The sequence below is a fragment of the Magnetospirillum gryphiswaldense MSR-1 v2 genome (genome assembly GCF_000513295.1).
Taxonomy (GTDB): Bacteria; Pseudomonadota; Alphaproteobacteria; order Rhodospirillales; family Magnetospirillaceae; genus Magnetospirillum; species Magnetospirillum gryphiswaldense.
Genome location: NC_023065.1, coordinates 2,842,317 through 2,856,774, shown reverse-complemented (window position 1 = coordinate 2,856,774; position 14,458 = coordinate 2,842,317). Strand labels below are relative to the sequence as shown.

General features: G+C 60.7%; 13 protein-coding genes. 2 read left to right on the top strand and 11 right to left on the bottom strand.

Annotated elements, in window-relative coordinates; translation table 11 throughout:
- Positions 1-243: 243 nt before the first annotated feature.
- From MGMSRV2_RS13485 to MGMSRV2_RS13465, 5 genes are all read right to left on the bottom strand, one after another.
- Positions 244-714, bottom strand: coding sequence for a hypothetical protein (locus tag MGMSRV2_RS13485; RefSeq protein WP_052588981.1), 471 nt, complete (start codon positions 712-714; stop codon positions 244-246).
- 205 nt (positions 715-919) lie between these two features.
- Positions 920-2,830, bottom strand: coding sequence for a hypothetical protein (locus MGMSRV2_RS13480; RefSeq protein WP_041633634.1), 1,911 nt, complete (start codon positions 2,828-2,830; stop codon positions 920-922).
- Positions 2,811-5,549 (bottom strand): DUF4350 domain-containing protein, encoded by a 2,739-nt coding sequence (locus tag MGMSRV2_RS13475; protein ID WP_024080916.1) that lies wholly within the window; start codon positions 5,547-5,549, stop codon positions 2,811-2,813. Before MGMSRV2_RS13475 ends, MGMSRV2_RS13480 begins: the two co-directional genes overlap by 20 nt.
- On the bottom strand, positions 5,456-5,812 hold the full coding sequence (locus tag MGMSRV2_RS13470; RefSeq protein ID WP_024080915.1) for a hypothetical protein: 357 nt from the start codon (positions 5,810-5,812) through the stop codon (positions 5,456-5,458). Before MGMSRV2_RS13470 ends, MGMSRV2_RS13475 begins: the two co-directional genes overlap by 94 nt.
- A 71-nt stretch (positions 5,813-5,883) precedes the next feature.
- Entirely contained in the window at positions 5,884-6,417 is a 534-nt protein-coding gene (locus MGMSRV2_RS13465; RefSeq protein ID WP_024080914.1) for a TlpA family protein disulfide reductase, read from the bottom strand.
- 265 nt (positions 6,418-6,682) lie between these two features.
- Here MGMSRV2_RS13465 and MGMSRV2_RS13460 point away from each other — a divergent pair, with 265 nt between their 5' ends.
- Positions 6,683-6,970: a hypothetical protein gene (locus MGMSRV2_RS13460; RefSeq protein WP_144084310.1), complete on the top strand. Its 288-nt coding sequence runs from the start codon at positions 6,683-6,685 to the stop codon at positions 6,968-6,970.
- A 182-nt stretch (positions 6,971-7,152) separates the two neighbouring features.
- Here the strand turns inward: MGMSRV2_RS13460 and MGMSRV2_RS21485 are convergent, their stop codons facing one another.
- From MGMSRV2_RS21485 to MGMSRV2_RS13440, 6 genes are all read right to left on the bottom strand, one after another.
- The gene (locus MGMSRV2_RS21485) at positions 7,153-7,326 is read right to left on the bottom strand and encodes a hypothetical protein (RefSeq protein ID WP_024080912.1); all 174 of its coding nucleotides are present in this window, start codon (positions 7,324-7,326) and stop codon (positions 7,153-7,155) included.
- Positions 7,327-7,541: 215 nt separating this feature from the next.
- Entirely contained in the window at positions 7,542-8,030 is a 489-nt protein-coding gene (locus tag MGMSRV2_RS21175) for a hypothetical protein (protein WP_024080911.1), read from the bottom strand.
- Positions 8,031-8,744: 714 nt separating this feature from the next.
- A complete protein-coding gene (locus tag MGMSRV2_RS13455) occupies positions 8,745-9,638 on the bottom strand; it encodes a LysR family transcriptional regulator (RefSeq protein ID WP_024080909.1) in 894 nt (297 codons plus the stop codon).
- Positions 9,639-9,724: 86 nt separating this feature from the next.
- A complete protein-coding gene (gene trxB, locus MGMSRV2_RS13450) occupies positions 9,725-10,675 on the bottom strand; it encodes a thioredoxin-disulfide reductase (RefSeq protein WP_024080908.1) in 951 nt (316 codons plus the stop codon).
- Between the two features lie 76 nt (positions 10,676-10,751).
- Complete coding sequence (locus tag MGMSRV2_RS13445; RefSeq protein WP_024080907.1) at positions 10,752-12,764, bottom strand: ATP-binding protein; 2,013 nt, start codon at positions 12,762-12,764, stop codon at positions 10,752-10,754.
- 137 nt (positions 12,765-12,901) lie between these two features.
- Positions 12,902-13,522, bottom strand: a complete 621-nt coding sequence (locus MGMSRV2_RS13440; protein ID WP_024080906.1) for a peroxiredoxin — start codon at positions 13,520-13,522, stop codon at positions 12,902-12,904.
- Positions 13,523-13,787: 265 nt separating this feature from the next.
- On the opposite strand from MGMSRV2_RS13440, the gene MGMSRV2_RS13435 reads away from it, so the two are divergent.
- Positions 13,788-14,288, top strand: a complete 501-nt coding sequence (locus tag MGMSRV2_RS13435) for an Lrp/AsnC family transcriptional regulator (RefSeq protein ID WP_024080905.1) — start codon at positions 13,788-13,790, stop codon at positions 14,286-14,288.
- Positions 14,289-14,458 lie beyond the last annotated feature (170 nt).

Sequence of the window (14,458 nt, the reverse complement as noted above, 5' to 3'; positions counted from 1 at the left end):
TCAAGCGCACGGCCATATTGGCCCCGCCGAATACCGCCGCGTGTTGGAGGAAATTGCAGAGCCTGCCCGTCGGCGAGTGAAGTGCAGCAATGGGAAATACAGGCGCATGTTTGCGTGAGGCAGCCAATAGGTATTCAGAAGCGGAACCCACAACGTTCGCGCCCATCTGCGCTGTAGATTGCCAGCAGGGTTTGTACTAGCATTTCGTGAGCTTTTGGAGGCAGATCATGAAACGTCATTGGGTTACCCCATCCCGAACTTACCTTTGTTCCAAGTGATAAGATCGACGATTTCTAGGTCAGTGCCCGCCAGCCAAGGCTGCACCCCTTCACATAAATGAAATTTATCGATCCACAGGAAGAGGTGTCCGCTCGGCCGGAGAACTCTACTAATCTGCTCGATGAAGCGCGAAATTGTATCCACATCCATCTGAGCCAGTGCCGCTCGTCCTTGCTGACGTGCCCCCTCATTGCCGTAGCCGAGCTTGTCCAAGACACCTCTGTATTGCGGATCAAAGAAAGCAGTTGCCACCACTTCGCTCTTCAAAGAAGCGAGCATGTGCAGACCGTTCATGAGATTACGGACATTAGGGAGGGTGGGCCGGATGCTGGTGGGGCAAGCCTCGGCAGCAGCAACATCGTCGATCAGCGCTTGGTGTCGAACTGCAGTGGCGGAAGAGACGACTTCCAGTGTTGCAAGCTGAGTAGTCATCATCCGCCTCCATGCAGTGCCAGTAGAGGGGATTTAGAGAGATAAACCCCACTGCAAAGAAGACTTCGCAACCTTTATGAATTTTTGTCTATGACATGCCTTGTCGCTGAAAGTTCAACCAGAGAAACCCTATTGACAGGCGGCTTCTCAATAAAAAATACCGATGATAACTTGTCTTTGGCCTCCGCTCTGGGGGCTTCATTGTCGGTTAGCGAACGGCTTTGCCGACCAACCACTGCCGATTCTTAGCCGATGCCTTCTGAGACAAGAAAGCGGCATCAAGCACCACTAGAACAGAGCTGTCGTCACGGGTCTTCACATGGATGGCTGCAGCAGACTGTGCGGTGCCGACCAGCACCTCGGCAGGGCCTTCAACCCGGCAGGCTTGGGCGTCCATCAACATGATGTCGCCCGTCGGCATGCTACCGAGCCGCCGGCAGTTACTGAGGCGGACGCCGCCGATTTCCGCGGAGCCATCGACCAAGCCGAACAGCACCGTCTTCCCAATGGGCACATCCACCAGCCCTCGCAGAGTCGGGACGCGCAGTAGGCGCCAATCGGTGCCGAGCAGCTTGGGCTCCTGGGCCAGCGCCTCGTTGAAGTTCCGCTCGTCGAAGCCGCTTTCGCCGCGATAGACGCCGCGCCAAGCGTCGCTTGGCTTGCCGGCGAAGGCGTAACTGGCCACCGGCAGGGCGGCGGCCAAGACCAGCACGATCACTGGCCGGCGCCGCCAGAGTACCAGCGCGGCAACAGCGAGCAGGGCCAGGTCGCGCAGGAACGCCGGCCAGAGCGTTGAGGCTTCCAGTAATTGGAGGACTGGGCGCGGGTCCGCGATGACCTGGCGATTGACCAGCAGGCTGTTGTCGCCCACCACCACCCAGCGAGCACGGCCATCATCGAAGGCGGCGGCCATGGTCAGCCGCCCCGCTCGGTCGCCTGGGCGCCATAGGTAGTCGCCCACCCACAGCCATTCCCCAATGTCGGGCTCGGCCCACCAGCCGTCGCCGGCTAGCAGAACGCGGTTCGTCAGCGAGAGAACGGGAACGCTGGCACCGCGGTTGAGAATGGCGTCGTGGCGCCATTCCCGCAGATCGGCCGCGCGCATCGGGCCGTTGTCGTCGGTATTTCGGGGCGGAACCGAGAGGTCGCGGCGCAGCAGCTCGCGCCCGGTTATCCTGCCTACTCGATTGGCTGCGCCACCCATGTTGGTGTGTTCGCCGCCGAGCACGACTGTCCAGCTGCGTTCGCGGGCTAGGCGCCCAATTTCCCAGTCTTGTTCATCGCCACCCGGAAGGGGATCTGTCAGCCAAGGGAGCAAAACCATCGCACGTTCGGGAATATCAGCCGGGGTCGCGACCACGGTCGTGGTGATGCCGGCAAAGCCCAGGGCCTCGCCGTAGTGTTGGAAGAACTTCGCCGCATAGGCGGTCGGCGCGGCGGGCAGCAGGACGTAGAGGAGGTCGTGTGCTCGCGGGAGCGTCCATGCCCACGTCACCATCGCACCGACCAGGGCAGTCAGCACCAGGACGTTACGCAACGACTGCGGTGGCGATGGCCTCAGAGCCAAGGTAACGGCGACGATGGTGGCCACCGCACCGGCCGCAGCGATGGAAGCCTCAGGCACAGAAGCCCAATGGCTCACGCCAGCGGCCGCACCGACGACTGCCATGGCGGCCAGCAGGATAACCACGGCCTGGCGGGGATAGACCAGTCCCAGCGTCAGCAGGCACACCAAAGCGGGAGCCGTCGCTTCCAGGCCGATTGGATGCAGCGCGCCGCCAAGGAGCGCGGTCCCCGAGCTGGCAGCCGCCGTCTGCGCCAGCAAGATGGCCAGTGCGATGGGGACGAGCGGAGCCGCCTGGGTCAATGCTGCCACCGCTGCCAGGGCCGCAGTAAGCGTCGCATTGGCATGTCCGGCCAACACCAATCCAAGAAGGACGGCGCTGAGCACCGTCCAGGCAAGGCGGCCGGTCCGGCTGCCGGCCATGGCCCAGCCGCCTGCGAGCGCCAGGGCAAGCACCGCCGGCCCGGCCTGATAGGTGAGCGGCATGGCCGTGGTGGCAATGCCGGCCGCGGCCGCGAGGGCTGCGCCCAGGCGCTTACTCGCCAAAGACCACATTCCAGGTGCTCCCTGCGCCGGAGAAGCGGCGCTCATGGACGAGTTCGACCGCGGCCAGGTGTCCATCACGCGCCGCCGCCCAAGACACGACCCACTCGGTCATGTCCGGTCCAATCAGGCGGTCTCGACAGGGCGTGCCCGGTTCGGGGCAGCTCGCGACGAAGGCGGCCGCGCGATTGCGCAGGTCGGCCAGGTAGGCGAGCGGCGCTTCGGCCAATCGAAGCGGGCCACTCTCGTTGTCATCAAACTCGCCTTCGAGGACTTTCTTGCCGTTTTCCAGCATGAGGTAGCCGCGCAAGTGTGCGGCCAATTTAGGGTTGGCGTCTGGTCGAACGGCCTCCTCCGGTGCCGGCGGCGGCAGTTCGTTGCCAAGGAGGGCGGCAGCCAGTTGGCGCTCGCGGTGGCGGCCCAGCACACCCGGCCGCACGCCATCCCACACCTCGCCGACGGCATCGTCTGAAAACTGCTCAGCCGAAAAGCTGATATTGAGCAGGCCGCTGATACGGGGAAACGTGGTGGGCCGAACGGTGAAGGATTGCAGCAGGGCGTCCGCTTCTCGGTCTTTCAACAGCGATTGCGGCAAGGGAGCCACCGTCGTGCGAACGTCCCGGAGGATGGCTGCACCGCGGCGTCCCATCAGGCCACCGGGGCGGGCGTCTTCGACCATCGCCAGTCCGGTTGCCCTTTGCGGCATCAGCAAGAGGCCATTGAGCCAGGCGCGGACGGGCGGACGAATTACCGCCTCTGGCGCGAACAGCACCGTCAGATCGCCGCCGCGCTGCAAGTGCGCCAGCACATCGGATGGGGATGGAAGCTGGCGGTCATCCGGATCGATCAGAAGCCAGCGCCGGGCATCGGTCAGGCGCGGAATTTCGGCGCCCGGTGCAGACGCCGCCGGCATCAGATCGTATTTCGCCATGGCCGAGACGATGCGTGAATAATTGCGCTCGCCCGGCGCAACGAGCTGTTTCAGGAATTCGAACTTGGCCGTCGAGCCGGCGGCGACCCGCAAACCGAAGTCGCGGCCTTCAACCGGTTGGGCAAATGAAGCCCAGCCAATCTGCGCCGCTGCACCCAGGCTAAGGCCAATGGCGAGCCCACTAGCGATGGATAGAACCCGGTGCGACCGCCACAGCCACAGCAGCGCCAGGCCGAACATCGCCATGCCGCCCCAGCCGGCGACCGCTAGCGCCAACGGATGCGCGAGAGCGTGGAGGACGCCGCGCAGCATGTGGGTATAGGGCGCTTTGAACATAGAGAAGTTCGACCACGGCGTGCTGTCGAGCAGCACGGCGACAGCGCCCTTGCCAAAGGCACTGCCGGCGACAGCGCTATGGTCGCCATAGCGCAGCGCGATGCGCGGCAAGAACGGGCCGAAGCGGTTGGGTCGCGAGTAATCGCCCGGTTCTTCAAATCCCATGCCGAAGGTCATCAGGCGCAGGGCATTGGCGGGCAGCGCGCCGAACGACGTGCCGGTTTGCCAAGACTGTTGATGGCCGTGGGCGTCGATGCGTCCCAGCAGCGCCATGCCTGGAGCTGTCGTGGGCACATTCGGCCCGCCAATGGGGTTATAGACAGCCGACGCCGTCACCTCGTAGCCGAAGCGAGCAAGAAGCGGAGTGAGGTTCTGAGTGCTGTCGTAGAGATCGGTGTGGTCGGCAACGACCAGTAGCCGCCCGCCAGCGCGCACCCATTCCGTAAGGCGCTCGACAAATGCTTTGGACAGCGGCTGTGTCGGCATCTTGATAACGAAGAGCGCATCCCGCTCGGGAAGCGGTGCCGCCTCGTCGTCGAACGCTGCTACCTTACCAGCGACGCGCTCGGCGTGGCCGGACAGCAGCGAGTAGGTGTAATTAACGCCTCGGCCGAAGTCGTCGGGACCGAAGGAGGCCCGAATGGTTTCCCACTTGCCGTGCGATTCGTCGAACACCACCATGGAGATCGGGTTGGCGGCCAACAGCAGCGCCACCACCATGCCGACAGCGGCACCGGCCAAGGCCGACCAGTCCGCGGCCGCATTATCCCGGCCGTTGGCGTTCCATCCCGCCCATGCCGCCGGGACACAAGCAAGTAGAAGGCGAACGGTCTGGTCGGTGATGGTGCTGGCACCAAACCACACGCCCGCTGCCATGGTGAAACCACCGAGCAGGAAGGCGGTGCCAGCCATCAGGCTTAGCGTCCCGCGAATGCCCAGCCAGCGGCCGGCAGCGACGCCGACGGCCAGACTCGGAATCGCCAACGCAACCAGCGAGCCGAGGTGAATGGGAAGATCTGCCAGAGACGGAACCGATTGAAAATGCTGGGCGGTCAGGCCGATGCCAGCCAGCGCCAAAGCGGCAGATATGGCCGGTAATCCGCGCCCGGCGGCTACCAATGCCGCAGGTGTTGCCAGCAACAGCGTCGCCGGCCCGAGCCAGTAGGTCGAAAGCGCGAGCGCCAGCAAACCTACGCGGAAGCGCAAGCGCGTGGGCGCTAGCACGACCAGACTGGCACCAACGACGGTTGCCAGGTCATTGGCCTCGGCCAGCGCAAAGCCCGCTACTGCAATTAACAGCACGGCCCACAAGGAAACGGCCCGATCGTTTGATCGGGCCGCGCCTTGAAGCCGGATAATCGGCTCAGCTGTCATCGACAGCCCATAGAACAGCCAGACGAGCAACCCGAGGAACAGCCCGACGAGCAGCCGACAGAACAACCGTTTGAGCAACCGGTCGAACAACCCTCGCTGCGTTCGACGATCTGGCTGCTGCCCTGGTCGCCGAAGTCGGACAGCTTGGCCAGCTGAGCAACAGCGCCCTTGGCAGCGACCTTGTCGGACAGCATGAACTTGGCATCGGGAGAGCCCAGGCCATTCACTTCAACGACCGTCTGTGAGGCGGAAATGGCCGACAGATCGCGATCGGCGGCATTAGCCGGGGAATAGGAAATGCTCACCATCACCAGGGCGATGGCAGCAAAGAGAAAATGACGCAGCAGCGACATGATGACCCCTCCATAAAACCATAGCGCGCATCATGCCAGTAGCGGCTCTCGATGTCAGCAAGCTTTATAGCCTATTGGGCAAGCCGCCGCAGATAGGAGACAACCTGTACGGAATCCCACGCGGCTGGGCCTTCGAGTCTGCTAACGATGTTGCCTTGCTGGTCGAGAATGAAGGTTGTCGGCAGCCCCCGCACACCGAGATCGCGGCTTAGGCGACCAGCCGGATCGCCCAGCGCCCGTAAATTCTTGATGCCAAGCTTATCCAAGAACGGCTTGGCGACGGCGCTGCCGCCCTTATCCTGGCTGACGGCGAGTACTGCGAACCGCTCGGCCGGCAGTTGCGCCGCCAAGCGGTCGAGCGACGGCATTTCCTGGACGCACGGCCCGCACCACGTCGCCCACACGTTCAGGACGACCACCTTTCCGCGCCAGTCGGAGAAGCTGATGGCCTTCCCATTCGGCTCGGTGAAAGGGATCGGCGGTGCCTGAGTCTTCGCCGGCATGGATTGGAAGCCGGCCGGCAGCGGCTCGGCGGCCAAAGGCTGACCACTCACGATCACCAAAATGGCCGCCACCAGGGCGTGAATACGTCGGTTGGTCGTCATAACAGCATCGAACCATAGAGGCTTCGTTAGGTCAATTCAGCCCAGCGCGGATACTCCGCGATATGTCGCGATGGAACGAGCCACGCCTTTGGCCTCCTTTTCATGGGAATTTTACATCGCACGCACAACTTCCCCAAGAGGATACCAGGTCCATATTGCTTGTACGCAGGAAGGGATGAGCGGAGGAAGCCCGATGTCGGCGGTAGTCGATGCTCGCAGAACACAACAATCAGATGGCACCCATAAAGCGGGGAAGGAGGAGGAAATGAGTAAGACTGGCGGTATTGGCCGGTGGGTTCGGAATTTTCTCGGAATCTCCGCCCTCAGTTCTGAAATGGACAAACTTCGTCGCGAAGTTAAGGACTTTGGCGATGTCCATAACGATAACCACCTTGAAGTTATTAGGAGGCAGGAGCTGGCTGAGAAGCGTGTTGATGATATGTGGCGAGACGTTCGGAAGCTCATTAAGGAAAGCACAGATGAAGTCCGCAAGGAGCAGTCGGAGAGCTCCGCGCAAATCCTTTCTGCGATCGGGGATCTTGGTAAAAAATAGAGACAACGGCGACCGCTGTTCAGGTATTTCCCCCGCGAATTTCCCATAAAATAGGCCGGCAGCCAACGCTGCCGGCCTATTTTTTCGCGGAATTCCGCCGTTTTTAGAGAGCCCTGAAACCCAAGGCCCTCCACACTTCGAGCGAACGGCTGGGTATAGAGGGGGTGGCCTTTTTTACACACTCAAGGGACGAGGCTCGCAAAAAGGTGCAGCAAATCGCTGACGACGCCTGCAGCGGACAATCCACCATCCTGCTGATTGATTTTCAGACTGCCGATAGCCCCGTCGGAATCCCAAACCTTCACTATGATGTCGTCGCGGAGTGCTAATAATTGTAAATTGAGCATAAAGCGCAAGTCAGAGAATTCTGCGCAGTCGTCAAAGACTGTGCTAGCACTTGGGTTTTAAGAAATTACCCGGCATCGTGAGTGCCGCAATCACGTCGACTGGCTGGCTGAATGATTAGAAAAGCATCCACACCTTTCTGGTGTCGTATAAAGGCGTGACTGAATTCTCGGAATTGGCAATGGCTGTTAAAGCCCACCCTATCCTAGGGATAATCTGTTCAACACTAATTGATCTGCCTATTCCTGGGCTTAAATATAAAGTTTGTATCGGCAGAGCCGCCATCCATTTCTGAAGTGATATCATAATTGTGACAGTTTTTGCTTTTAGAGCACCAGTTAATGGCTGCATTTTTATTTTTTACTCTTTGCTCCACGGGATTCCATGAAAATGGTATTAACTCTGGCATTGCTCTGACCTGTATCTCCGCATCACTTTCGATCCGATAGTGTATTTTGTACATTTCTTCAAAATGCATAATTTTATCTATTTTAACATCTTGTGTACTTCCCCATACTTCTGGAAGACCTATTCTTGTGCATCCGCTTATTATTAATAATGCCAATGATACTCTAACTGCATTTTTTATAACCATAGTGTCCTCTTTATGATTTGGTCGGCGCCGGCAGGGCTTGCCTGGTTTGTTTGGACAGGTTCCTGGGGAATTCAAGTGGATCGCCTGTCGGCTGCCGCCCCGTTCGGCAGCGAAGATCATGCTGTCACCGGCTGGGGCAGGTTGTCAAAATATGTCTGATCGGCCTGCTGGAAAGCTCGAATGCGGCTAAATAGTGGTCGAGCGAGACGTGGGTCTCGGTCACGCTTGTGCCCTGAGGTACGCCTCCTCGCAGCGCCACAGGCGTTCGACGACGACGTTGTTGCGCTGCGGTCCCTTGCGTCCGTACTGATCACGATGCGGTCGGCGGCCACCGGGCCGAAGAAGTCACCCGAGGTGAGCTGGCTGTGCGTTAATTGCTGTCCCCCCCCATGTTCGGGAAGGCAAGGCAAAACGAAGCCCCCGTGAAGCCCCACAGCAGACTTGGCTTGTAAGGGGTTCTACAATCACCCTTGCTTGATGTAGCTAACCCCTTGAAAAAGAGAGGCCCCGGTTATGCACCGGGGCCTAAGTCAAACAGGGAGGCTTCACGTCTAGGAGACGTAGGATCCAACTCGGACCCTGGTTCCTGGGGAGACCCCAGGAAACGGCAAGGAGACCTTGCCGAAACACGCTGGCTGCTGCGTCGCAACAACCGATGGCCAGTTTGTACGGGATGTTGCACTGCGCAACCATGGGAAAAAAGGCAGCCGGGGCATGCAAAGTGCGCATACCAGCGGCAAAGCCAGGGATTGCCTGGGCTTTGGGCATATGGACAGAGGCATGGCGCCGATGGATTGACGAAAATCAGTGACAGCGCCCGATTGTGGCCGGTGGCTACAGGGCTTCCTGGATTTTCGACAGCAGAAAGTCGCGGAAGACGGTGATGCGCTTGGAATGGCGCAGTTCTTCCGGATAGACGAAATAGGCGTCCAGCTTCGGCCCTTTCAGTTCGGGCAGGATGTGGACCAGATTGTCGGCCTCGGTGGTCATGTAATCGGGCAGGGCGGCGACACCCAGCCCGGACTTCACCGCCCGATAGATGCCATAGATATTGTTGACCTCAAGCACCGGCTTGCGCTGGACCGAAGGCTGCGCGCCGGTTTCCAGCAGCCAGTTGACGTTGGCCACCGGCGGCGATACCCGGGCATCGTCGCCATAAATGACGATGTGGTGGTTGTCCAAATCCTCGGCCGATTTGGGCATGCCGTATTTCTTCAAATATTCCGGCGCGGCGTAGACATTGTAATGCATGGTCAGCAGGTGGCGCTGAATCAGGTCGGGCTGGCGTGGCGGCATCATGCGGATGGCCACGTCGGCTTCACGCATGGCCAGGTCCAGTTCACCATCGTACAAGACCATGGTCACCGCGATGTCCGGATAGAGGTCCAGGAATTCCTTGATGCGCGGGGTCAGCCACAGTGACCCGAAGGCGACGGTGGTGGTTATTTTCAGCGGGCCTTGTGGTCGCTCCCGACTTTCGGTCAGCAACGCTTCGGTCATCGCCAGTTTGGAAAAGATGTCGCGCGCCGTCTTGTACAGCAACTCGCCCTGTTCGGTCAGAATCAAGCCGCGGGCGTGACGGTGGAACAGGGGCAGATTCAGGCTTTCCTCCAGCGCGCTGATCTGGCGGCTGACCGCCGACTGGCTGAGGTTCAGGACCTCGCCCGCATGGGTGAAGCTGCCCGCTTCCGCCACCGCATGGAAGACCCTGAGTTTGTCCCAATCCATCGTCTAGAACCGGCTCCTTTCCGGGAACATAAGAAATGCGGCCCCCCATGGCCGCGTTTCTCGTTCAACCCTAATGTTGCCGCAAGTTAGGCCCCGTGTCCATGGATGGCGAGGAAGCGTTCCGCTTCCAAGGCCGCCATGCAGCCGGTACCGGCGGCGGTAACCGCTTGGCGGTAGGTTTTGTCCTGCACATCGCCGGCGGCGAAAACGCCGGGAATGTTGGTGCTGGTGGCCCCCGCCGTGGTGACGATATAGCCTTCGTCGTCGATGGTGACGGCACCTTTGAACAATTCGGTATTGGGCGAATGGCCGATGGCGATGAACACGCCGTCGGCGGACAATTCACTGGTTTCGCCGGTCTTGGCGTTCTTCAGTCGCACGCCGGTGACGCCGGGCGGGTCGCCGGCGCCCAAAATCTCGTCGATGATGCTGTCCCACACCACCTGGACCTTGGGATTGGCGAACAGGCGGTCCTGGGCGATCTTTTCCGCCCGCAAGCTGTCGCGGCGGTGGATCAAGGTGACCTTGCTGGCGATGCCGGCCAGATAGATGGCCTCTTCCACGGCGGAATTGCCGCCGCCGACCACCACCACTTCCTTATTGCGGAAGAAGAAGCCGTCGCAGGTGGCGCAGGCCGAGACGCCGGCGCCCTGGTATTTCTGTTCCGATTCGATCCCCAGCCAGCGCGCGGTGGCGCCGGTGCAGATGATGACGGTATCGCCGATATATTCGTCGCCCGAATCACCCTTGGCGACGAAGGGCCGCTTGGACAAATCCACATCGACGATGGTGTCGTAAAGGAATTGCGCCCCCACATGCTCGGCCTGGGCCTGCATCTGCTCCATCAGCCAGGGGCCTTGGATGGCCTGGGCGAAACCGGGATAGTTTTCCACATCGGTGGTGATGGTCAATTGCCCGCCGGGTTGCAGACCGGCGACCAGGATGGGCTCCAGGTTGGCGCGGGCGGCGTAGATGGCGGCGGTGCAGCCGGCCGGTCCCGATCCCAGGATCAGGACTTTGGTGCGATGGGTGGCCATGGGAATTCCTTCGGCGACAAAACTTGAGAGAAGATAAGAGGGGCGGCGCGCGGGTGCAAGCGTGCGACTACCTGATTCAATCCGCTGGCGGGGGATCGGGCAGGCTGAAATGGAGGGTTGCGCCCTGGTTCGGCCCCGGCGAGGTCACCCAGATGCACCCGCCATGGCGTTCGACCACTTTCTTGCAGATGGCCAAGCCGACGCCGGTACCACCGCCGAACTGGTCGCGTTGATGCAGTCGTTGGAACAGGCGGAAAATGCGTTCCTCGTAGTCAAGGCCGGGGACGAGGCCGATGCCGTTATCGGTGATGGTGAAGTGCCAGCCCTCCTCATCGCGTCGGCAGGCGACGGTGATTGCGGGCGCCACGTCGGATTGGCGATATTTGAGGGCGTTGGCCAGCAGGTTCTGGATCAGGCTGACCATGTCGCGGCGATAGGCGCGCAGGACCGGCAGCGCCGTGGTCACGGTGATGGTGCCGCCGCATTCCTGCATCTGGACCCGCAGGTTGATGCGGGCGGTTTCGATCACCTCGGCGAAATCGGTTTCGGCCATGCTTTCGCCATGGCGACCGACGCGGGCGAAATCCAGCAGATCTCGCACCAGGGCGTCCATGCGCAGGCCGCCATCGTGGATGAAGCCGAGGAATTCCTTTTCGTCGTCGCTGATGCGACCCTCCAGCCGCTTGCCCAGCAAGGTGGAATAGCTGGTGACGTTGCGCAAGGGTTCGCGCAGATCATGGCTGGCCACATAGGCGAAATATTCCAACTCGGCGTTGGAGCGTTCCAGTTCTTCGTTTTTGTGGCGCAAATCGCCTTCCGCCCGGGTGATTTCCGCCATGTGCCGGGCCTGCTCGTTTCGAGCTTGCTGCAAGGCGTCGGCCATGCGGTTGAAGGAATGGGCCAGTTCGGCCAATTCGGCCACGGTGGGAACGGCGACCCGGTGTTCCAACTGCCCTTCACTGATGGCCTGGGCGCCGGCGCCGATGGCGGTGATCGACCGGTTTAGGCCATGGGCCAGCCACAATCCCAATCCGGCGGTCAGGCACAAGGTCGCCGCGATCAGCAGCATGGTGCGCAGGTTGGCGGCATCAAGGCTGCCCAGATAGGTGTCTTCCGGCACCGCCACCAGCACTCGCCACGACAGACCCGGGGCGCCGACATAAGGCTGAACGACAATGGCGTGGCGGTTTCCAGCGACGGTGATCATGTATTGCCCGCTGGACTGTGCGGATAAGGCTGCCATGGCCGCCTCCATCACCGCGTTGCCCGAGGTGGCGGCGGTGATGCGCCGGGCGGGGGTGGTCCCGGCGGCGGGAATGAAGGGCGGCTCGGGTGACGAACTGGCCACCAATTGTTCGGAATCGTCGACGATAAAGGTCAGGCCCGGCTGATTTTGGTGAATCTCCCGTAGGAATTCACCGATGCGCGACAAAAAGGTGTCGGTGGCGATGACGCCGCGCAGGGTGTTTTGATCGTCGCGGATGGCCATGCTGGCGGTCAGCGCCATGTCCTGGCCGGTGAACAGGATGTAGATGTCGCTCCACACCACGCCGTGGGCTTCCTGCGCCCGCTTGAACCAGGGACGCTGGCGGGCGTCGAACGTGGGTAGGGCGCTTATGGTTCCGACGGCGGTGGAATCCGGGCCGACCCAGGATTTGCGCCATTCTCCCGCTTCGGGGCCGTTGGTGCCGGTGATATAGGTCTTGCCGTCCTCGGTGCCGGCGCCGACCATGCCGCCTTGGGGCCAGCCCAGATAATGGCTGTTGATGCCGTCGTGGATGCTGATCTGGCGGGCGAAATAGCGCCGCAGCGCGACGGGATCGTCAAAGGGGATTTGCCCGGTTTCCAGAGTGGCGGCGTGGGTCAGCAGCAGACGCGGGGGACGCGACAGAAAGCTGTCCAACTTCTGCACCACCCGCTGAGCGATTTCCCGGTGCAGATGGCTGGACAACAAGGTGACGCTGTCACGGGCATTGCCAAAAGCCAGGACGGCCGCGCCCAGCCCGGCCAGCAGGTTGAGCGCCACCGCCGGGACCAGCAGGGCTGCCCGCAACGAACGTAATGGTTTGTCGATATTGCCCGCGATCATCGATGCTCGGCCCCTCGGAGCTCATACCATCGGTATAGGGCATGTGGCCGGACAAAATCCATGCTCAATATGATGGCATATGAAAACGGGCGCGGGAAAAGCCCCGCGCCCGTCCTTCAAGCAATGCGAACTGTCGATTACAGCTCGGTGGCGTGGGCGGCCAGGTACTTGGCGACGCCATCCGGGCTGGCGGTCATGCCGGCCTTGCCCTTCTGCCAACCGGCGGGGCAGACCTCGCCATGTTCCTCGTGGAACTGCAGGGCGTCGACCAGACGCAGCATTTCGTCGACATTGCGGCCCAGGGGCAGGTTGTTGACATGGGCGACCTGGACGTTGCCGGCCTTGTCGATCAGGAACGAACCGCGCAGGGCGACGGCGTCGTTGATCAGCACGCCGTAGGACTTGGCGATGGACTTGGTCAAATCGGCGACCATGGGGAACTGGACATTGCCCAGGCCGCCCTTGTCGATGGCGGTATTCTTCCAGGCCAGGTGGGTGAAGTGCGAATCCACCGACACGGCGACGACCTTGCAGTTCTTTTCCGCCAGGGCCTTGACGCGGTGGTCATGGGCCAGGATTTCCGACGGGCAGACGAAGGTGAAATCCAGCGGATAGAAGAACACCAAGCCGTAGGAACCGGCCAGATAGGACTTCAGGTTGAAGGATTCGTTGATGGAATTGTCGGGCATCACCGCCGGGGCGGTGAAGTCAGGGGCGGCGGTGGTCACCAGGCTCAGGGGATTGACGGCATCGGACATCCGAAAGCTCCTTGAATCAAAAGTTGAGGCCCATATGGCAGGCAATCTAGTGGCTGGGGGGGTGGGGCGCAAAATGGAATGATTTTAAAGCATTGTTGGTTCGGTGTCGCAGCTGAGTGAAAATTCGTATCAACAGTTGCGCCATACACTCTTCATGCGCAAGGAAAGTACCGAAAGTCTTGTGGCGCTGCAACGTGGTGCTTGGCGGATGAAGATTGTCGGGGTAATATAATTTCGTAAATAGCCTTGCTTTTGGAGTTCCCTAATGCAGCGGGTCAAGCTGGACCGCATCGACCGTCGGATTTTGGCGGATTTGCAAGCCGATGGACGGATGACGAATGTGGAATTGGCCCGTCGTGCCGGCATTTCCGCTCCACCTTGTCTGCGGCGGGTGCGCGCCTTGGAAGAGGCCGGCTATATCAAGGGCTATCATGCCGAGATAGAACCCCATGCCTTGGGTTTCAACGTCACCGTTTTCGCCCATGTGGGGCTGAACAGCCAGGCCGAGGCCGATTTGCGCGCCTTCGAGGATCTGGTCCTGGGCTGGCCGGAAGTGCGCGAATGCCACATGCTGGCGGGCGAAACCGATTTTCTGCTGAAGATCGTTGCCCATGACTGGGACGATTATCAACGCTTCCTGACCACCCGGCTGACGGCGGCGCCCAATATCAGCCATGTCAAAAGCTCGTTGGCGATCCGCAATTCCAAGCATCAGCCCGGCGTTCCCATTGACGTCGATGCCGGCCCGGACGCCGAGCACGAGTAAGGTCTTCAGTTACGACTGATTCGCAATTAATTCCTCTTCTTCCTCCTGAATCATTAGATATTTTCCACCCTAAGCACGATGGATGTTCCCATTGTATTAGTCTAGGCTTATGTGGTTGTTAGTATTATCCCTGTCCCCGATACGGTCGGTCGACCACTCTGTTTCGGAGA